This window comes from Flavobacterium sp. GW821-FHT12A05 (assembly GCF_058807735.1).
In genome coordinates this window covers 543,779-565,070 of the sequence record NZ_JBXAQY010000001.1, presented here as the reverse complement: position 1 = coordinate 565,070, position 21,292 = coordinate 543,779, and the positions used below count along the sequence as shown (strand labels likewise).

At 35.9% G+C, this 21,292-nt stretch carries 17 protein-coding genes; 12 read left to right on the top strand and 5 right to left on the bottom strand.

The genetic code is table 11. The annotated features are described in order from the left end of the window. The first annotated feature begins 7 nt into the window (after positions 1-7). Together AC1RRQ_RS02205 and AC1RRQ_RS02200 are read left to right on the top strand one after the other, a co-directional pair. Positions 8-2,191, top strand: coding sequence for a M1 family metallopeptidase (locus tag AC1RRQ_RS02205; RefSeq protein ID WP_493020990.1), 2,184 nt, complete (start codon positions 8-10; stop codon positions 2,189-2,191). Positions 2,192-2,351: 160 nt separating this feature from the next. Next, a complete protein-coding gene (locus tag AC1RRQ_RS02200) occupies positions 2,352-3,728 on the top strand; it encodes a Gfo/Idh/MocA family protein (protein WP_493020988.1) in 1,377 nt (458 codons plus the stop codon). A gap of 83 nt (positions 3,729-3,811) precedes the next feature. Here the strand turns inward: AC1RRQ_RS02200 and AC1RRQ_RS02195 are convergent, their stop codons facing one another. The 4 genes from AC1RRQ_RS02195 to guaA form a co-directional block, all read right to left on the bottom strand. Next, positions 3,812-4,213, bottom strand: coding sequence for an OsmC family protein (locus AC1RRQ_RS02195; protein WP_493020986.1), 402 nt, complete (start codon positions 4,211-4,213; stop codon positions 3,812-3,814). Then, entirely contained in the window at positions 4,213-6,312 is a 2,100-nt protein-coding gene (locus tag AC1RRQ_RS02190) for a PBP1 and LysM peptidoglycan-binding domain-containing protein (protein WP_493020984.1), read from the bottom strand. The genes AC1RRQ_RS02195 and AC1RRQ_RS02190 overlap by 1 nt, the downstream gene beginning before the upstream one ends. Before the next feature lie 95 nt (positions 6,313-6,407). Beyond that, positions 6,408-8,309: a muramidase family protein gene (locus AC1RRQ_RS02185; RefSeq protein WP_493020982.1), complete on the bottom strand. Its 1,902-nt coding sequence runs from the start codon at positions 8,307-8,309 to the stop codon at positions 6,408-6,410. A gap of 63 nt (positions 8,310-8,372) precedes the next feature. Then, positions 8,373-9,902, bottom strand: coding sequence for a glutamine-hydrolyzing GMP synthase (gene guaA, locus AC1RRQ_RS02180; protein ID WP_071636969.1), 1,530 nt, complete (start codon positions 9,900-9,902; stop codon positions 8,373-8,375). A gap of 228 nt (positions 9,903-10,130) precedes the next feature. Between guaA and AC1RRQ_RS02175 the strand changes: the two genes are divergently transcribed. The 3 genes from AC1RRQ_RS02175 (at position 10,131) to AC1RRQ_RS02165 (ending at position 14,017) form a co-directional block, all read left to right on the top strand. Then, positions 10,131-10,658: a hypothetical protein gene (locus tag AC1RRQ_RS02175; RefSeq protein ID WP_493020979.1), complete on the top strand. Its 528-nt coding sequence runs from the start codon at positions 10,131-10,133 to the stop codon at positions 10,656-10,658. 334 nt (positions 10,659-10,992) lie between these two features. After that, positions 10,993-12,729, top strand: coding sequence for a thiamine pyrophosphate-dependent enzyme (locus AC1RRQ_RS02170; RefSeq protein WP_493020977.1), 1,737 nt, complete (start codon positions 10,993-10,995; stop codon positions 12,727-12,729). Positions 12,730-12,754: 25 nt separating this feature from the next. Beyond that, entirely contained in the window at positions 12,755-14,017 is a 1,263-nt protein-coding gene (locus tag AC1RRQ_RS02165) for an MFS transporter (RefSeq protein ID WP_493020975.1), read from the top strand. Positions 14,018-14,068: 51 nt separating this feature from the next. Here the strand turns inward: AC1RRQ_RS02165 and AC1RRQ_RS02160 are convergent, their stop codons facing one another. Then, the gene (locus AC1RRQ_RS02160; protein WP_493020973.1) at positions 14,069-14,782 is read right to left on the bottom strand and encodes a hypothetical protein; all 714 of its coding nucleotides are present in this window, start codon (positions 14,780-14,782) and stop codon (positions 14,069-14,071) included. Between the two features lie 303 nt (positions 14,783-15,085). Between AC1RRQ_RS02160 and AC1RRQ_RS02155 the strand changes: the two genes are divergently transcribed. The 7 genes from AC1RRQ_RS02155 to AC1RRQ_RS02125 all read left to right on the top strand — a co-directional run bounded on the left by AC1RRQ_RS02155 (position 15,086) and on the right by AC1RRQ_RS02125 (position 21,281). Then, positions 15,086-16,009 carry a DnaJ C-terminal domain-containing protein gene (locus AC1RRQ_RS02155; protein ID WP_493020971.1) on the top strand — a complete coding sequence of 308 codons (924 nt, stop codon included), beginning with the start codon at positions 15,086-15,088 and terminating at the stop codon, positions 16,007-16,009. Beyond that, on the top strand, positions 16,002-16,307 hold the full coding sequence (locus tag AC1RRQ_RS02150; RefSeq protein WP_493020969.1) for a chaperone modulator CbpM: 306 nt from the start codon (positions 16,002-16,004) through the stop codon (positions 16,305-16,307). The genes AC1RRQ_RS02155 and AC1RRQ_RS02150 overlap by 8 nt, the downstream gene beginning before the upstream one ends. Positions 16,308-16,471: 164 nt before the next feature. Further along, a complete protein-coding gene (locus AC1RRQ_RS02145; RefSeq protein WP_056204327.1) occupies positions 16,472-16,855 on the top strand; it encodes a RidA family protein in 384 nt (127 codons plus the stop codon). Between the two features lie 142 nt (positions 16,856-16,997). Continuing rightward, a complete protein-coding gene (locus tag AC1RRQ_RS02140) occupies positions 16,998-18,254 on the top strand; it encodes a voltage-gated chloride channel family protein (protein WP_493021459.1) in 1,257 nt (418 codons plus the stop codon). 264 nt (positions 18,255-18,518) lie between these two features. After that, positions 18,519-19,523 carry a DHH family phosphoesterase gene (locus tag AC1RRQ_RS02135; protein WP_493020966.1) on the top strand — a complete coding sequence of 335 codons (1,005 nt, stop codon included), beginning with the start codon at positions 18,519-18,521 and terminating at the stop codon, positions 19,521-19,523. A gap of 7 nt (positions 19,524-19,530) precedes the next feature. Then, positions 19,531-20,193: a gliding motility-associated peptidyl-prolyl isomerase GldI gene (gldI, locus tag AC1RRQ_RS02130; protein ID WP_493020964.1), complete on the top strand. Its 663-nt coding sequence runs from the start codon at positions 19,531-19,533 to the stop codon at positions 20,191-20,193. Positions 20,194-20,207: 14 nt separating this feature from the next. Continuing rightward, positions 20,208-21,281: a peptidylprolyl isomerase gene (locus AC1RRQ_RS02125; protein ID WP_493020962.1), complete on the top strand. Its 1,074-nt coding sequence runs from the start codon at positions 20,208-20,210 to the stop codon at positions 21,279-21,281. The last annotated feature ends 11 nt before the right edge of the window (positions 21,282-21,292 follow it).

The window sequence follows — 21,292 nt, the reverse complement described above, 5'->3', positions numbered from 1 at the left end:
AATAAAAATGAAAAACCATTTTTTTAAATATACTTTTTTGGGTCTTGTCCTTTTGGTGAGTCCAAAAATAGAAGCACAAAACAAAACAGAAAAGGTCGATGAATTATCTATTTATCGCACAACTCCTTTAAAAATGCATGATTTAATTCATACCAAACTGGAAGTTTCGTTCGATTACGGAAAACGTTATTTGTACGGAAAAGAATGGATTACTTTAAAGCCTCATTTCTACGAAACCGATTCGCTTAAGCTCGATGCAAAAGGAATGGATTTTAAAGAAATTGCTATTATTGACGGAAAAAAAAGTATTCCGCTTCAATACAAATACGATAACGAGGAACTTTCAATCGCTTTAAACAGAAAATACAAAAGAACTGAAAAGTACACGATTTTCATTAATTACACGGCAAAACCAGCAGAACTGAAAAGCAAAGCCGGCGAATCGATTACCAATTCAAACGGATTGTATTTTATTAATCCTGACGGAAAGGGAGACAAACCAATACAAATATGGACGCAGGGCGAGACTGAAGCTTCGTCTTGCTGGTTCCCGACAATTGACAAACCAAACCAGAAAACAACTTCTGAAATTGCAATGACAGTTGAGGCGAAATATACCACACTTTCAAACGGTAAATTAGCTTCTCAAAAAGTAAATAAAGACGGGACCAGAACGGATATCTGGAAAATGGAACAGCCAAATGCGCCTTATTTGTTTATGATGGCTGTTGGTGATTTTAAAATCTATAAAGATTCCTATAATGGCAAAGAAGTAAGCTATTATTTAGAGCCTAAATATGCGCCGTATGCCAAACAGATTTTTTACAAAACGCCGGATATGATGAATTTTTACGGCAAAATGCTTGGCGTAGAATATCCCTGGGCAAAATATGCACAAATTGTCGTGAAAGATTATTTTGGAGGCGCAATGGAAAATACTTCTGCGACTGTTCATGGCGAATATGTACAAAAAACCGAACGAGAATTGTTAGATGATAATCAGGAAAGTACCATTGCTCACGAACTTTTTCATCAATGGTTTGGAGATTATGTAACGGCTGAGTCGTGGTCAAACTTAACAATGAACGAATCTTTTGCCACTTTTGGAGAAGTACTTTGGCACGGTCACGATGCCGGACAAGATGCAGAAGACAGATCGCGTTATGAAAAATTGCAGAATTATTTACGTTCTCAAAAAAATGGCGATAGTCCTATTTTAGCACGTTTTCATTACAAAAACGCAGACGATATGTTTGATAATATCAGCTATTCTAAAGGCTCGATTATTTTGTATGCCATGAAAAACCAAATGGGTGACGAAGCCTTTTTTAAAGGACTAAATCATTATTTAACAACAAATGCTTACAAATCCGGCGAACCGCATCAACTGCGTTTATCGATGGAAGAAGTAACAGGAAAAGACTGGCTGCCTTATTTTGATCAGTGGTATTATAATGCCGGAAGTCCAATTCTGGATGTGGCTTACAAATATGCTAACGGAAAAATGATCATTACGATAAGTCAATCTCAGGATAGTGCAGTGCAAACCTTTACGCTGCCTTTAAAAGTTGATTTTTACGTAAACGGAACTAAAATTAGAAAAGACATTTTAATTAATACAAGAACGCAAAGTTTCAGTTTCGATCTTTCTGCAAAACCTGATTTTATAGACTTAGATCCAGATAAAATCTTAGTCGGTGAAGTGAATGTAGATAAAAAAACGGCAGCTGATTATCTTTTTCAATATAAAAATGCGCCATCGTATTACAACCGAATCGAAGCTATAAAATTTGCTTCAAAAGACAGAAGTCAGGAATCACAGCTTATTTTACTGGAAGGTTTAAAAGATCAGCAGGAAGATTTAAGAGTTCTCAGCATAAAAGCAATTGATCTAAATGAAAAACAAACCAAAGATCAGGTTTTAAAAACGCTTCTTGATATGGCTAAAAATGATAAAAAGACCATTGCCAGAGCAAATGCCATTGTTAAATTAGCTTCTACTGGCGATACTTCTTATAAAAGTTTAATGGAAGAAAGTACTAAAGAGCAATCGTACAACGTGATTGCAGCAGGATTAGCAGGAATTGCAAAATATGCGCCAGCCGAAGCTGATAAAGCATTGGCTTCATTAGATGACGATACCCAAAAACATGTAACGCCATTAATGAAAAGATTTAGCAGTCAAAAGTAGTAAAGTATATTCTATAATTAGTGATTTAAGTACGTTCTGAACGCAGAAAAAATCAAGGTGATTTAGAATTGTTTGTTTTTTGAAGCCTCTCTAATTTGGTTCATTAGAGAGGTTCAAAAAAACACTTCATTTTCGAAACCATTTCAAAACCCATTTTACCATGAAATCCAGTTTATCAAAATTTATATTAGCGGCTTTTATCTTGTTTGGATGCACATTATCGGCACAAATAATCAAAACCAAAACTCCGTCTCGTGCCAAAGGCCAGCAAGATGTTTTACGTTTGGCTGCACCGGCAATTCCAACAGTTCGCGTTGCTTTCATCGGACTCGGAATGCGCGGTCCGGGAGCGGTAGAACGCATGACGCATATTCCGGGTGTCGAAATTGTTGCGCTTTGCGATATGTTAGAGAAAAACACACAATCGGCAAACGAAATTTTAACCAAACAAGGACTGCCGAAAGCGCAGGAATTTTTTGGAGATGAAAATGCCTGGAGAAAAGTCACCGCTCTTCCAAATGTCGATTTAGTGTATGTTGCCACAGATTGGTTACATCATGCCGTAATTGGAGTTCAGGCCATGAAAGATGGAAAACATGTTGCGATTGAAGTTCCGGGCGCTTTAACCATGAAAGAAATCTGGGAATTAATCGATACTTCAGAAAAAACCCGAAAACACTGCATGCAGCTCGAAAATTGCGTTTATGACTTTTTCGAACTTACGACTTTAAATATGGCACAGCAAGGTTTGTTTGGAGAAATTCTTCACGCTGAAGGATCGTATATTCACGGTTTACAGCCTTTTTGGGGAGAATACTGGAACAACTGGAGAATGGATTATAACATTAAACATCGCGGCGATGTTTATGCCACACACGGAATGGGTCCTGCCTGTCAGGCTTTGAATATTCATCGTGGAGATAAAATGAATTTCTTAGTTTCTATGGATACAAAAGCGGTTGGAAATCCGGCTTATATTAAAGAAAAATCAGGTCAGGAAATTAAAGACTTTAGAAATGGAGATCACACCATGACCATGATTCGTACCGAAAATGGAAAAACAATACAAATTCAGCATGATGTTACCTCTCCTCGTCCGTACAGCAGAATGTATCAGTTGAGCGGTACCAAAGGTTTTGCAAACAAATATCCGTTAGAAGGTTATGCCTTAGACGGAAAAGAATTAAGCGATGATGTAAAACCAAATCACGAAAAATTAAGCGCTCATTCTTTTGTTCCGGAAGATGTCAAAAAAGCATTAATGGCAAAATACAAACACCCTATCGTAAAAGGAATTGAGGAACAGGCCAAAAAAGTAGGCGGTCACGGCGGTATGGATTTTATTATGGATTATCGCTTGATTTATTGTTTACAAAAAGGGCTTCCGCTAGACATGGATGTATACGATTTAGCCGAATGGTCTTGTTTAGGTCCGTTAACCGAAATTTCTCTGGATCACAATTCATCTCCTGTAGAAATCCCAGATTTTACCCGAGGAGGCTGGAATAAATTAAAAAAATTAGAGTTCTCAGAATAATAAATATTTTTGGTGGTTAGTTATTGCAGAAAAGGGTGCTCTTTGTTAAGAGCACCCTTTTCTATTTAATGTATAATGATGTATTACTTCCAGTTAAACGTTACGTTTTTTTCAATTTCGCTGCTTAAGCTTAAAAATACCGGGCAGGTCATTGCGGCACGTTCTAAAATGGTTTTGTTTTTTTCATCGGCAACACCTTTCATTTCAAATACAATTTCAATTGCACCAATTCGGCGTGGTTCAGCATTCATTATTTTAGTTACTTCTGCAGTCGAATCAACTAAATCAACTTCTAAATCACGGGCTTTAATTCCCATAATGGTCATCATACAGCTTGCTAAAGCATTGGCAACAGTATCTGTTGGAGAAAAAGCCTCACCTTTTCCGTTATTATCTAAAGGTGCATCAGAAATGATTTCGCTTCCAGATTGCACATGAATTGATTTTGTTCTTAAATCGCCTAAATAGGTTACTTTTGATGTCATTAATTTGCTGCTTTTATAGTTAAGTCTGTATCGTAATATAAAATGTAGACACCTTTATTTGCGTGTCCGCCATCTTCTTTTTTATAAAATTGAAATTTATTGTCAACCTGTTGTGTTGTCATTAAATCTGCTGTTTCCTGATATGTTTTTCCTTGTACCAAACGCATCATGGTATCAAAAGTTACATCAAAACCTCTGGTTGCATACGTATTTGGATAGGCTTTGTTTTTCAGTTTGTATTCTTTTTTGAAAATTGAAACTGCCTGATCATCGCTGTCACGCGTAACAGATGGATACATTAATTTCAATTGTATCAAATTTTCATAATTAATCTCATCTGTATCCAATGTGCTGTTTGTCTCTAAAATTACCAACTGCACCTGACATGTTTTTTGAGCATCCATTAAAGCTTTAATAGTCGTTTTAATCATGGCCGTGTTTCCGGTTTCCATTACTACGTAATTCATTCGGTTTGGCAGCAATAAGCTTTTCAAATTGGCAACATCTAAACCGCCCGTTTCTGTTAAAGCGGCAAAAACAACTCCTTTTTGATTTTGTTTAATATAACTGATAACCGATTCTTTTTTCTTGTCTACAACCGCTACAATATTTCCATTTTTAGCGCGCATGTAATCAAAAACCGTATTTCTAACCACATCATTTGAAGGGATTGTCTGGTACAAATTATCGATAGGATTTGCCGCATCTTTTGACAATGGCGAAATAACAGGAACATTATATGAATGAAGTGCATTTGCAGTAGACTCTGCATTACTTTGGTAAAAAGGCCCTACAACAGCATCAGCATCCTGTAATTTATTTTGTGCAATTAAAGCCGAAATATTAGATGCTGTTTTGGTTTCCTGCGAATCGTAAATCGAAACATCAATAGGAAGTTTCAAAGTCTTAGCCGAATCGATTGCCATCATGGCTCCTGAATAAAAATCCAGCGTCATATTTAAAAACTTATCTGTTTTTAAACGTGCAGCCGTTCCGGTTGTATCGCTTTGTAATTTTGCCAGATTAAACGGAAGCAGTAAAACGACTTTTTTACGTTCGCTTTGTCCTCTCTTTTTAGTCAGTTCTACAATTTCAGGATCTGCAGAAACCGTTTCAGATTTTACTTTATCTACAATTTTAATACCGCCTCCGCCTGTATTTTCTACAGTTTTTTCAATTACGGCAGGTGTTGTTTTTTCCGCTGGCTGCGCTTGTGCGATAATTGGTGCAGGCGCTATATATCCGGCAGGAACTTTTAAAACCATTCCTTCTTTTACCCCTTCAGATAATGACGGATTTAAAGCCACTAATTCTTCCTGAGATAAATGAAAAACCTTTCCTAAACTATAGAAAGTCTCTTTTGGTTTTACCTGATATTCCATATAAGAAACCGCTTTTTTAGATTCAGCAGGTTTTTTATGTTCTTCAGTTTTTACTGTCGCTGCAGGAGCTGCATTTTCCGTTTTTGGAGCAGTTCCTTTTATTGTCACTCTATATCCAACCGGAAGGCTTGCCACAATTTCAGGATTTCTTTTTTCTAAATCTTCAACCGTTGTATTGTATTGTTTTGCAATAGAATACTTCGTTTCTTTTGCCTGAACATCGTGATAAACATACTTTTCAGGTCCTTTTTCTTTCGGCTTTTTATCTGCTGCCAATGTATTTTTTGCAGCCGCGCCTTTTGCCGGAATTACCAGTTTCTGACCAATCTGCACTCCGGTTTTTTCAAGAAACGGATTTGCCGCTTTTAAAGCTTCGTCCGAAATGCCATATTTTTTTTCAATGCTGTAAAAAGTTTCCTTTGGCTGGACTTCATGAATAATTTCCTTTGAATTTCCAGCTGGTTTTACCGCTGCTGTTTCACTTTTATCTGCATTTTTATTTGTTGCAGCCGGAATTAACAAAACGGTATTTGGCACTAATCCTCTTCTTGCGTCAGGATTTAACTCATAAATATCAAAAGGCGTAACCTTAAATTTTTGAGCAATTTGGTTAATCGTTTCTCCACTTGAAACCGTGTATTTTACCACTTTTCCTTGCGAAAAAGCAGAACAGGTTATAAAAAAAACAAGTAAAAATAATGTCGAATAATATTTCATAAATAAGGCTTAAAACAATTTTAATTTTTAATTCAAAAACAAGATACTAATTTCTCTCATACAAGATTCACGCCAGTTGTCAATTCCTGCCAAAATTATCGAAGATCAACTTCTAATTTAGCAATAACTACATTCTTATATAACTCATCTTCCTCTTTTTTCTTGCATTGATATAGCACTTCTTCCATATTTTGGAACTTATCTGAGTAAACATAATACGAAAGACTGTTTATATTAAAGAAGAAACTAGCGTTAAAGTCGCCTGAATCAATAAGTTTCATAATTAACTTATCTCTCAGTGTTGCGTCTGTAAATATACCTAAAACTAAGTAATAGCCGTTTGAAACTTCTTTAAGATTATCATAAACTTCAATCTTTACATTTTTTTCATTCTTAAACGGGTTTTCCTTAAGCTCACGGCGCATTTCTTCTACTGAAACGGCTTTTGAAGTTTGGTCAGAATTTGATTTTTTTATCGCTTCATCCTGATATTTTTTCAGTTTAACCAAAGCCAGTTTGTCATCAAATTTTCTCGCTTCCATACTATAATAAGAAGCTTTACTGATGTGGCGTTTTACCTCAATTTGTTTTTGAGTATCGAGCGAGTCAATTTTAGAAATCAACAATTGGTTTTTGGCATCGCCTTGCTCCTGTTCGATTTTATAACGTTTAATTTCGTCTAAAGAAAGTCTTTGCTGTATAGAAGCAGCATTACTGTTTTTTTCGCTTTCGCGGATTTTCTTCTTGTATTCCTGATTTTCTTCAACAGCAATTTTCTCTACCTTATTCATTAAGCCCGCATACGCTTTTCTGTTTTCGGCCAGTTCTTTTTTTAATTGAGAAGATAATTCACTTGTCTTCCCAATACTTTCATACGATTTCTTTTCCAGTCGTTTCGATTCATCCACATTTAAAATATCCATTCTTTTTAATTCTTTTAAATCAGAATTCATTGTACTAACCAGCGAATCTAATTTTGCCATTAAAACATCCTGCACATTTTTATTGGCTTCAAGAACCAGACGTAATTTCTCAACCGAATTTTCAGGAGAACCGTTCATGTCATTCAAATTCACTTTTAAATCGTTGATTTTTATAATCTTCTGATTCATTTCTTTCTGAATAACAAGACGATCTTTTAAGTCATCAATTTCAACCGTTTTGGCTTTTGTTTTCTCCACCACCACTTGTTTTTCGGCAAGAGCCAGCATCAATTCTTCACTTTCGTTTGCCGGTTTAATTTCTTTTGTATTGATGGCTAATTTATTTCCTACGATCAATCCGTTTACAATTTCCGGATTTTGAGATTCCAGCTGATCGATTGAAATTCCGTATTTTTTGGCAATCGAAAATTTGGTTTCCTTTGGTTCAACCACATGAAAAATAGTTTCCTGATTAATTACACGAACTCTGCCATCAAGGGTTTTTCGCTTGTTTGGAATGGCAATTGTCTGACCAATCTGTAAACCGTTTTGAAGTAATTCTTTGTTGAGATTTTCTAAATCCTGAACCGAAACATTGTATTGTCTGGCAATGCTGAATAAAGATTCTTTCGCCGCAACCAGATGTGTTACTTTTGATGAAGCTGGAATTTCAGTTTTAGGAAGATTTGAAGCATTTGGAATAATTAATTCCTGGCCAATCTGAAGTCCGCTGGCAAGAATTGGGTTGGCATTTTGAATTGCCTCTACCGAAACATGATATTGTTTTGACAAACCATAAAGCGTTTCTTTTTCGCCGACAACATGTGTAATTTGCTGATTTGAATTTTGCTTTTCTGCAGCATGAACCGGAATCTTAATAATTTGGTTGTCTTTAATTCCGTTTTGCGACTCGGGGTTGAGTTTGTAAATCTCATCTACAGAAACCTTATACTTTTGGGCAATAAAATAAGCAGTTTCTCCTTTTTGAATCTTGTGCTCAATAATTGAATCTTGTGCAGCTATTTTGTTAAAAGACAAAACAAACACAAGAGAAATCGTTAAAAGTTCTCTCATAAATAGTAGGTTATAAAAAATTAAGGCCTTACAAATGTAAGACCTTAATTTTAAAATACGCTGCTATTCCCACTCAATTGTTGCTGGTGGTTTTGAACTAATATCGTAAACTACACGATTCACGCCTTTTACCTTATTGATAATATCGTTAGATACTTTCATCAGGAAATCGTAAGGTAAATGAACCCAGTCAGCCGTCATTCCATCTGTTGATTCTACTGCTCTAAGTGCTACTACTTTTTCATAAGTACGCTCATCGCCCATAACTCCAACACTGTTTACCGGAAGCAAAATCGCTCCAGCCTGCCAAACTTTGTCGTATAATCCCCAAGATTTTAATCCTTCGATAAAAACAGAATCAACATCTTGTAAAATTTGTACTTTCTCCGGCGTAATATCTCCTAAAATTCTAATTGATAATCCTGGTCCCGGGAAAGGGTGTCTTCCTAATAATTCAGGATCTATTCCTAAAGTAGCTCCAACTCTGCGAACCTCGTCTTTAAACAACATTCTAAGCGGTTCTACAATTTTTAATTTCATATAATCCGGCAATCCACCTACGTTATGGTGCGATTTAATAGTTGCCGATGGTCCTTTTACCGAAACAGATTCAATTACATCTGGGTAAATTGTTCCTTGTGCTAACCATTTTACGTCTTCGATTAAATGCGATTCATCATCAAAAACTTCGATAAATACACGCCCAATCGTTTTACGTTTTGTTTCAGGATCGCTGATTCCGGCAAGTTCAGAAAGAAAACGATCTCCTGCATCAACACCTTTTACATTTAATCCCATTCCTTTGTATTGATCTAATACATTTTGGAATTCGTTTTTACGAAGTAATCCGTTGTTTACGAAAATACAGTACAGGTTTTTACCAATTGCCTGGTTTAACAAAACCGCTGCTACAGTAGAATCTACTCCGCCTGATAATCCTAAAACTACTTTATCGTTTCCTAATTTCTCTTTTAATTCTCCCACCATTTCTTCTACGAAAGCATTTGGTGTAAAATTTTGAGGAACTTCGGCAATTTTCACTAAAAAGTTCTCCAGCATTTTTGATCCATCTGTAGAATGGAAAACTTCTGGATGATATTGAATTCCGTATGTTGTTTCGCCTTCAATTTTATAAGCGGCAAATTCTACGTCATGTGTGCTTGCTAATTTTACAGCATTTGTTGGAAGTGCTTTGATACTATCGCTGTGGCTCATCCAAACCTGACTGTTTTCTGAAACTCCTTCGAAGAAAACTTCATTATCTTTAATATAAGATAAATTCGCTCTACCGTATTCTCTAGTATTAGAAGCTGCAACTTCGCCCCCGCTAAAATGAGCTAAATATTGCGCTCCGTAACAAACGGCAAGCATTGGAAGTTTACCTCTAATTTGAGATAAATCAGGATGCGGAGCATCTTCTGCACGAACAGAAAAAGGGCTTCCGCCTAAAATTACTGCTTTGTAAGCTGATAAATCACTAGGAAAGTGATTGTAAGGAAAAATTTCGCAGAATATATTTAATTCGCGAACTCTACGCGCAATAAGCTGAGTATATTGCGATCCGAAATCTAAAATAAGTACGTTGTGTTGCATGCGCAAAAATACTTTTTATATTCGAAATTGAAAAATCGGAACAATGAAAATTTTTTTTTTTTTTCATTGCAGTTTCTAAGGTGCTAAGATGCTAAGATTCTGAGCTTTTTTTAAAACCTCAAAAAATAAAAACTTAGCTCCTTAGAATCTTAGCAACTTAGTATCTTCGCAAAAAATCCAAAAACCAAAATATTTCGTATTTACTCAAAAACCCCCTTAAATTTAACTATGAAATCAAAATTTATTGCCATTGCCTTTTTATTATCGCTGTCGCTGACTTCTTGCGATGCTGTAGATGATTTATTAACTTTTACAATTTCGAATGAAGCTTCGATAAAAATTAAAAGCTCATCGCCTATTAATCTGCCTTCGGAAATTATCACTCCGGATGTAACCACCAATTCTTCAGCCGAATTTCAGAACAACAAAACCAAAGCCAGTCTGGTAAAAGATGTAAAAATCAAATCGCTTAAACTGACTATTTCTGATCCGTCTGACAAAACATTTACGTTTTTAAAATCGATTCATTTGTACATTTCTACAACAGATTCTGATGAAATAGAACTGGCGTCTCAGGATAATATCAATTCATCCAGCAATACAATTGATTTGGTTTGCACCGATGCCAGATTAGATCAATACATAAAAGCCGACAGTTATAAAATAAGAACTCAGGTTACTTTAAAAGAAACATTAACTAAAGATGTAACTGTTAAAGCAAAAATGAACTTTAGAGTTACTGCGGATCCGTTTTAGTCTAAGCTGCTAAGGCTCTAAGGGACTAAGATGCTAAGATTATGAACTAAAAGGTTCAGAGGAATAAGGTATAAAAACTTTGTTTCTCTGAACCTTTTCTAATTTAATTAAAAACCTTAGAATCTTAAATCCTTAGTATCTCAGTAACTTCAAAATAAAAAAACTTAGCATCTTAGAACCTTAGTAACTCAGAACCTCTAAAAAAACCAAATCTTTTCCTTAATTTTATAAAACCCTTTTACATCATTGCCCCAGATATATTAAAATCTAATCATTAAGAAAGTAAACCATAACCAATGTGAACTTCTAAATATTAATTTTAAAAATAGAACACATGAGTAAAATAGTTGCGGAACAATTAGTTGACATGTTGGTAGAGGCCGGTGTAAAACGCGTTTATGCGGTTACGGGAGATAGTTTAAATCATTTTAATGATGCGATACGCAGAAACGGAAAAATAAAATGGATTCATGTTCGGCATGAGGAAGTTGGAGCGTATGCCGCTGCTGCAGAAGCAGAACTGGACGGATTTGCGGTTTGTGCCGGAAGCTGCGGTCCGGGGCACGTTCACTTAATTAACGGTTTGTATGATGCACATCGTTCACATGTACCTTTACTAGCCATTGCTTCTACAATTAATACGGGCGAAATGGGTATGGATTATTTTCAGGAAACCAATACCATTAAACTTTTTGACGATTGCAGTTATTACAATCAAATGATTATGACGGCTGAGCAAGCGCCCCGAATTATACAAACTGCCATACAGCATGCTTTAGGTAAAAAAGGCGTTGCCGTAATTGGTTTACCAGGCGATGTTTCTCAATTAAAAGCGGTTGAAAGCAATATTTCAACACAGTATTTTCATTGCAATCCTGTTATCAGGCCTTCTGATACTGAATTAAAGCACTTAGCAAAAGTCATTAACGAAAGTTCCAAAATAACTTTGTTCTGCGGTATTGGAGCAGAAAAAGCGCACGACCAGGTAGTACAATTATCCCATCATATCAAAGCTCCCGTAGGATATTCTTTTAGAGGAAAAATGAGCATTCAGCCCAACAATCCAAACGAAATAGGAATGACAGGTTTATTGGGACAGCCTTCTGCTTATCATAGTATGCACGAATCTCATCTGGTTTTATTGCTGGGAACTGATTTTCCGTATGATAAATTCATGCCTGCCGATAATAAAATTATTCAAATTGATACGAGTTCTGAACGTTTAGGCCGTAGAGCCAATCTTTATATGGGATTGTGCGGCGATGTTGCCGATACTATTGAGGCTTTGCTTCCGCTCCTTGAAACCAAAACCGACGATAGTTTTTTAGAAGCACAGCTAAAATTCTACAACAGCGTAAAAGAAAACATGAATACCTATATTAATGATAACGGCGGAGAAGACACGATTCAACCCGAATATGTGGCACATATCATTGATAGATTAGCCAGTAAAGACGCCATTTTTACCGTTGATACCGGAATGACCTGCGTTTGGGGAGCTCGTTTTATTAAAGGAACCGGCGAACGAAAAATGCTGGGTTCTTTTAACCACGGATCGATGGCAAATGCAATGCCTATGGCAATTGGAGCTGCTTTATCGCATCCTGAAAGGCAAGTTATTGCCATGTGCGGCGACGGAGGTTTGTCTATGTTATTGGGGGATTTGGCTACGATTCATCAATATAATATTCCTGTAAAAATTATCGTATTCAACAATCGCGCTTTGGGAATGGTAAAACTCGAAATGGAAGTTAACGGACTGCCGGATAACGAAACCGATATGGTTAATCCGGACTTTGGTCTAATTGCTCAAGCAATGGGATTCCAAGGAATAAATGTTCATAAACCCGAAGAAGTTCAAGGAGCAATTGAAAACGCATTTAGACACAATGGTCCGGTTTTACTAAATATTTTCACCAATCCAAACGCTTTGGCAATGCCTCCAAAAGTAGAATGGGAACAAGTTGTGGGTATGGCAAAATCCATGACCAGATTAATGCTTGGAGGCAAAATGGAAGAAGTTTTAGACACCATCAAATCAAATTATAAACATCTAAAAGAAGGTTTATAAATTGGCTATTCAAAAAAGCAATCTTATGGATATAAATAGTACTAAATCGTATACCAAATATTACATCATTGCATGGGTATTTGGCCTCGTTTTTTATTTTTTAGATTATGTAATACGTTCTGCTCCGGCGGTAATGCTGCCGGAACTTTCGCAGAATTTCTCGGTAAATGAGATTCGATTAGTCACTATTATTGGAACTTATTATTATACCTATTCAACCTGCAGTTTAATTGCCGGAATCGCTTTAGACCGATTTGGAGCCAAATATTCGCTTTTTGCCGGAGCGTTGATTTTAGGAATTGGCTGTTTACTGTTTATGATTTCCAGTCAGTTTAGCGGTGTTACAGGCAGGTTATTTCAAGGTGCCGGATGTGCTTTTGCTTTTCCGGGATGTGTATATTTGGCCAGTAAAGGATTTTCGGCAAAATCGCTCGCAACAGCCATTGGATTTACACAATGCCTCGGAATGCTTGGAGGATCGGCAGGCCAGTTTGTTGTTGGTCCGTTAATTGAAGAAGGAATGCATATCGATACCTTTTGGCTTTCCATTGGAATTTTCACCATAATTGTTGCATTCGGGCTTTGGTTTATAACTCCTGCAAACTATCCGGAAAAAACAACAGAAAGCACGCAAAAGAAACAAAGTCTGCTGGATCCTTATAAAATCGTTTTTAGTAATCCGCAATCCTGGTTTTGCGGTATAATCTCCGGATTGTTGTTTGCCCCAACCACTATATTTTCGATGACATGGGCTGTTGACTTTTTTCAAAAAGACCGCGCCTTAGACTTTCATACTGCGACAATATCAAGTGCAATGGTTGCTTTTGGATGGGTATTTGGATGCCCGCTCCTAGGATATATTACAGATAAACTAAAAAAACGAAAACCCGTTTTAGTATTTGGCGCCGCATTGATGATTGCTGCGTTAATTCAGTTATTGTATTTCCCAGATGTACTTACCGCTAAATACAGTATGTTTTTGCTAGGCGTTGCTTCGGGAGCGGCTATGATTCCTTATTCTATTATTAAAGAAGCCAATCCTGATAATGTAAAAGGAAGTGCAACAGGAGCCATTAACTTCATCACTTTTGGAGTAACCACACTTTTAAGTCCGTTATTCAGCCGTTTATTTGGCCGAACGCTCGAAGATACTCTTGATAAAACAGTACATTTTCAGCAAGCAGGTTTATTCTGGATTGTCGGCATTGCGATCGCGATTTTAGTAAGTTTTCTGTTGAAGGAAACCGGAGAAGGAAAAACAACAAACTCTGGAAGAGTTATTATATAAGAAGAAATAACAATCTCAAATAAGGTAAGATCACGAAATATTGATCTTATCTTATTCTTCTTTTGTTACTATAATCGAAGCTTTAAAACCAGCTGCAAGATTATCCCAATAATCATTGGTAATCAATTGGCCTTTATCGTCATAAACCCTGATTTCAGCCGTATTTCCGCCCAAAGAACCAATATTTAAGGCTTCAAAATCTAATTTATTAAAACCATTGGCCAGAATGATTTTAACATCTTTAAAATTAGAATCTAAAAGTAAGTGATCCTGAATTACTTTATCATTAGAAGAAACTTTTACCAAGTCGCCGTCGATTGCTCCAAAATCACGGAATTTTACAATAAAATATTCTGATTTGGTTTTAAAATCTCCAAGAGAGATATTTTTCTTAACCAATGTACCTCGGCCTTCTTTTAAACCTGCATCACGAAGCGCTTTATCTAAATCTTTTTCCATTTTGGCCACATATTGATCGCCTGGATTGGCAAAATCATTTTCTGTAGACATGCTGAATTTACTTTTCTCCTGCCCGATCTGAAATTGAGATTTTTGAGTTATAGTCGTATTATCAAAAACATTAGGCGTTTTTATACTGGGAATATCGGCAGTTTCTGCCTGCGGATTTTTTATCTGAGGAATTGGTGTTTTTTTCTTTGCGCTAAACTTTGGGGCCGGAATTGGTTTGAATTTGGTACCAAATTCCGTTTGCGCTGAAACACTAACAGCGGTAAAAAATAGTATGAATAATAAGATATGCTTCATTGAATATAGATTATCGAATCGGCTTTAAAATTTTTTATAGAACTCAAGTATAGCATCACAAAAATAACATAAATTAGTTTGGCGCGACAACTTTAAGACTATTATAACAATATATTAGGCTAATTTTTGGAATCAAAAAACCTGCCAAAAAATACTGATTCTGTAAAAATAAATTCCAATTAAAAAATTACAAATTCTAAAAGCAATTGAGATTTTATTTTAAACACAGACATTACTTTGATAGTTAACAACTTATTATTAACTTCAATACCTCAATTTTTCTTATCCTAAAAATTAAAAAAGATGGATTATATCGACTATTATAAAGTATTAGACATAACAAAATCAGCTACTGAAGCCGAGATCAAAAAGGCATATCGAAAACTGGCCAGAAAATATCATCCAGATTTGAATCCGAATGATAAAGAAGCTGAGAAAAAATTCAAAGAAATCAACGAAGCAAACGAAGTTTTGAGTAATCCCGAAAATCGTAAAAAATACGATAAATACGGAAAAGACTGGAAACACGCTGATGAATTTGAAAAAGCCGGTTACGATCCAAACCAACAGCAATATTCCAGACAACAAAGCGGCGGGCAACAGGATTTTTCTGGTTTTGGCGGAGGAGATTTTTCTGGAAGTGATTTCTCTGATTTTTTCAACTCTATGTATGGTTCATCGGGACGAAGCAGCCGAGGCCAATCTAAATACAGAGGACAGGATTTTAATGCCGAACTGCAATTGGATCTTGCTGCAGCCTACACAACGCATAAACAAAGTTTAACCGTAAACGGCAAAAATATCCGAATTACAATTCCGGCCGGAGTCGAAAACGGTCAGGTTATAAAAATTCCCGGACATGGCGGTCCTGGTGCAAACGGCGGGCCAAATGGCGATTTATATATTACGTTTCTAATTGAAAACAATTCTGATTTTAAAAGAGAAGGTAACAATTTATACTCCAATGTCGATTTGGATCTTTACACCGCTGTTTTAGGCGGTGAAGTCAACATCAATACTTTTGATGGAAAAGTAAAAATTAAAGTATCGCCCGAAACACAAACCGGAACAAAAGTTAAATTAAAAGGAAAAGGTTTTCCTGTTTATAAAAAAGACAATCAGTTTGGGGATTTATATGTAACGTATAACCTAAAAATCCCAACCAAATTATCTGAAAAAGAAAAAGAATTGTTTACAGAATTATCTAAACTTAGAAATCATGAGTAACAGGAACTTAATACAAATAAAACAGTTTTGCGTTTATCACGAAATTGAAAACACTTTTATAAAAGAACTCAGCAATTACGGTTTAGTTGAAATTGTTATTGAAAAAAATGACGAATATCTGCAGCCGGAACAACTTCCTGTAATCGAAAAAATGATTCGTATGCATTATGATCTTAACATCAATCTGGAAGGAATTGACGCTATTTATCATCTATTGAATAAAATTGAAGTTTTACAGCAGCATTTAACAAGCACTCAAAACAAACTCCGACTTTACGAAGAAAATCAACCAGAATAATGCTGAATTTTTCTTTTTAAAATATCACAAAAAAGAAAGATTTTCGGTGTGATTTCAATCGAATAATTCTCTTTTAAAAGGCATATTTCATAAATTGCAGCGCATTAATTAACCTGAATTTGTTTTTAAAAACCGTAAAAAAACAATTCAAAAAAACTCATAAAATGAAAAGAGAAAACATCTTAACAGGATCGCCGTGGGAAGACAAAATGGGATACTGCCGCGCTGTAAGAATTGGCAATATCATTGAAGTTTCGGGCACGGTAGCCATTGTCGACGGCGATAAAGTAAAGGCCGATGACGCTTATGCACAGACGTATAATATAATTGAGCGCGTTGAAAAGGTTTTAGAAGATTTAAATGTTGGAATAAAAGACGTGATCAGAACCCGCATTTTTACAACCGATGTTTCTACTTTTGAAGAAGTTGCCAGAGCACATTCGGCTTTCTTTAAAGATGTAAAACCAACAACAGGTTTTTACGGAATCAGTAAACTAGTTGCTCCGGAATATCTAGTTGAAATAGAATTTACAGCTGTTGTACAGTAAAAGTTTTTGCCACGAATTTCACGAATTTCCACTAATTTATTTTTAAAGAATTTTAAAATGCTGTTTTACTTTCTTTAATTAAAAACACATTAATTCGTGGAAATTCATGAAATTCGTGGCAGAAAAATATCATACACAATTAATGACTTCCCAAAACCTGAAACAATTACTAATTTCCATTCCAAAATGGATTATAATTTGTGTCTTAATAGGCATACTTTCAGGATCTGCATCGGCATTTTTCCTAGTCTCTTTAGAATGGGTAACACAGTTTAGAATTCATCACGACTGGATTATCTGGCTTTTGCCTTTCGGCGGATTTTTGGTTGGATTGAGTTATTATTATTGGGGAGAATCTGTTGCAAAAGGAAACAATTTACTGCTCGAAGAATACGAAAAACCTAAAAAAACAATTCCGTTTAAAATGGCGCCTTTGGTTCTTTTAGGAACTTTACTAACCCATTTATTTGGAGGTTCTGCCGGACGCGAAGGCACAGCAGTACAAATGGGAGGCGCTATCGCCGATCAATTCACGAAGATTTTCAAACTAGACAATTCAGAACGCAGAATTTTAATCATTCTGGGAATCAGTGCTGGTTTTGCTTCCGTTTTTGGAACACCTTTAGCTGGTGCTGTTTTTGCGTTGGAAGTGCTCTATTTCAGTAAAATCAATTTCAAAAGTATTGTTCTTTCTTTTATAGTGGCTTATGCTGCTTATTTTACGGTAGAATTTTGGGAAATCAAACATACGCATTACAGCATTCCAATTGTTCCGGAACTTAGTATAGACAACCTATTTTATACTGTTTTAGTTGGGCTTCTTTCAGGATTTGCTGCTTTATTATTTTCAAGAAGTACTCATTTCTGGGGTTCACTTTTTTCAAAAAACATTAAATATCCGCCGCTTCGTCCCGTTATTGGCGGTGTAGCTTTAGCCATTGCCATTGCCGGTTTGGGATTTACTAAATTCTCCGGACTTGGCGTTCCTGTTATTGTCGATTCCTTTTCAAGTCAAAGTGAATGGTACGATTTCCTGCTTAAAATTTTATTTACCGGATTTACTCTGGGAGCCGGTTTTAAAGGTGGAGAAGTAACTCCTTTGTTTTTTGTAGGCGCCACTCTAGGAAGCGCATTATCTTTATTTATTCCGATGCCCATTGCACTTTTAGCCGGAATTGGATTCGTTGCCGTTTTCTCAGGCGCAACCCACACTCCTATCGCCTGCACTATTATGGGATTAGAATTATTCGGCCTCCAGCCTGGAATTTTCATTGCTATTGGATGCATTATTGCCTATTTTTCATCAGGTTCTGTGGGTATTTACAAATCACAAATCGTGAAAGGTGCCAAACATAAATTGTATCAAAAATTTCAGAAAAAAGAATTGGAACATTTGTAAAATAAATTTCAAATTTTAAAATCCCAAATCCCAGATTTATATATCCCGTTCCTACGGAATTCTAACATCAAAAAAAATCCGTCAAAATCAGCCTTTTCGCGAAAGCGAATCCGCGTCATCCGTGTGCCAATTTCACACACCACAATTTAATCTCAAAACAAAAATAACCCCAAATAAACTGAAAACTGACACTGCGACTGAAAACTAAAAATCGAGACTAAAATATTTTCAGCATTACATTAAAAAAATGTAAATTCGCACACTATGAAAATACAAGATATTCAGGCAATTCAATTATTGCTTGCTGCTCCAAAGAAAATCGTAATAATTCCGCACAGAGGACCAGATGGCGACGCTATGGGTTCTACTTTGGCATTATACCATTTTCTATTAAAAAACAATCATCAGCCAACGGTGATTGCTCCAAATGATTTTCCTGATTTTTTAGCTTGGTTACCAGGTTCTGAAACCGTAAAAATCTTTGAAAAAGACACTGAAAACTGTACCAAAATATTAGAAGAAGCCGAGTTAATCTTTACACTAGACTTTAATGCTTTTCATCGCACAGGCGAAATGGAACATACTTTAGTAAAGCTTACTGCTCCGTTTATCATGATCGATCATCACGAAAAACCTCATGATTACGCCGCTTACACTTATTCTGATACTTCATACGGATCGACTTGCGAGATGGTTTACAACTTTATTTCTTTCTTAAACAAAAAAGAAGATATCGACAAAACCATTGCCACTTGCATTTATACCGGCATTTTAACTGATTCTGGTTCATTTCGTTTTCCGGGAACAACTGGAAACACACATAGAATTATTGCCGAGTTAATTGATCTTGGGGTTGAGAATACTCAAATTCCGGTTTTATTATACGATAACAGTTCTTACAGCCGTTTGCAATTGTTAGGACGTGCACTTCAAAACATGAAAGTTTTTGAAGATCATAAAACATCTTACACCTCTCTTACGCAGGAAGAATTAGATTCTTTTCATTATGTAAAAGGTGATACTGAGGGAATTGTAAATTATGGTTTAAGCATACGCGGAATTGTATTTACTGCTATCTTTATCGAAAATAAAGACGAAAAAATCATTAAAATTTCATTCCGTTCGCAAGGAGGATTTGATGTAAATCAGTTTGCACGCGATCATTTTAACGGAGGCGGACATGTGAATGCAGCCGGCGGAAGATCTGAAACTTCAATGGAAGAAACGCTTAAAAAGTTTGAAGATTTAGTAACGAAACTAAAATTATAAAACCAATATGAACTACTTAAAACTTAGCATTTACTCACTGCTTTTTGCAGTTTTATTGGCAGGCTGTAAGCACCATGAAGAAGCGCGAAGACCTATTTCCAGAGCTTCGGGTACTTTTATGAAAAAATCAGCAGACAGAAACAAAAAGTTAGTGGCAAGCGAAGAAGAGGTTATTAAAAAAATCATCAAAAGCAATCCTAAAGTAAAATATTACGCTACAAAAAAAGGATATTGGTTTAGTTATGATGAAAAAAGCACTACAGAAACCACTGCACCGCGCAAAGGAGATATTGCTTACTTTAATTTAGAAGTTAAAGACATTACAGGCAAAATAATTTATTCTGAAGCCGATCTTGGTCCGCAAACGTATTACGTAGACAAACAAGACATCATGATGGGATTGCGTGACGGAATCAAATACATGAAAAAAAATGAAACGGTTACTTTTTTGTTTCCGTCTCACATGGCTTATGGCTATCATGGAGATAACAAAAAGATTGGACCAAATCAATCCTTAATCTGCACGGTTACACTACGTAATTTTGTTCCGGATCCGGCTGCACAAAAAACACCGGCTGCAACATCGGCACAAACTCCAAAACCTGCAGCTGCAAAACCTGCAACGGTTAAACCAGCCGCTCCAACTAAAAAAGATACATTAAACCCATAAAAACATTTTAAAAAATGAAAAAAAGTATTTTAGTATTACTACTTGCCACTAGCTCATTTTATTCTTGTAAAGACGACCACAGCAACCTGCCTGATGGCTTATATGCTGATATCGAAACTAATAAAGGACATATTATTGTTGAATTAGATTATAAAAAAGCACCCGTTACTGTTGCAAACTTTGTAACATTAGCAGAAGGCAAAAACGAATTTGTATCTGAAAACCTAAAAAAGAAACCTTTTTTTGACGGATTAAAATTTCACAGAGTTATCGAAGATTTCATGATTCAGTCAGGAGATCCGCTTGGAACTGGTTCTGGAGATACAGGATATAAATTTAAAGATGAATTCTCAGATTTAAAATTCGATAAAGCTGGTGTTTTAGCAATGGCTAACAACGGACCAGGAACAAACAGCAGCCAATTTTTTATTACACACGTTGAAACTCCTTGGTTAGATAACAAACACACCATTTTTGGTCATGTTGTTGATGCTAAAGATCAGGAAGTGGTAAATAAAGTAATTCAAGGTGATAATATCGTTTCTGTAACAATTATCAGAAATGGTGAAGCAGCTAAAAAGTTTGATGCCGTAAAAGTATTTCACGATTACTTCGCTGAAATCGCTAAAGAAAAAAGCAAATTTGCTGGTGTTCAAAAAGAAAAAGTAGAATATTATGCTTCATTAAAACCAAAAGCAACTAAAACACCAAGTGGTTTAGAATATGTAATAACTGAAAAAGGTGCTGGTAAAAAACCTGCAACAGGTACTCAGCTTTACATTCACTACGCAGGTTTCTTAGAAGACGGAACATTGTTTGATTCAAGCATTGAAGACGTTAATAAGGCTTTTGGAAAATTCGATGCAGCCAGAGCTGAGCAGCACGGTTATCAGCCAATTCCTTTTCAGGCAGGAAAAAAAGACGGTTTAATCCCAGGATTCATAGAAGGTATTGAGAAACTTTCTTTTGGAGACAAAGCAGTTCTTTTCATTCCATCTCACCTAGCATACGGAGAAGCTGGTGCAGGAGGAGTTATTCCGCCAAATGCAAATATTATTTTTGAAGTTCAATTGTTAGAGAAACCATAATTATTTTTATA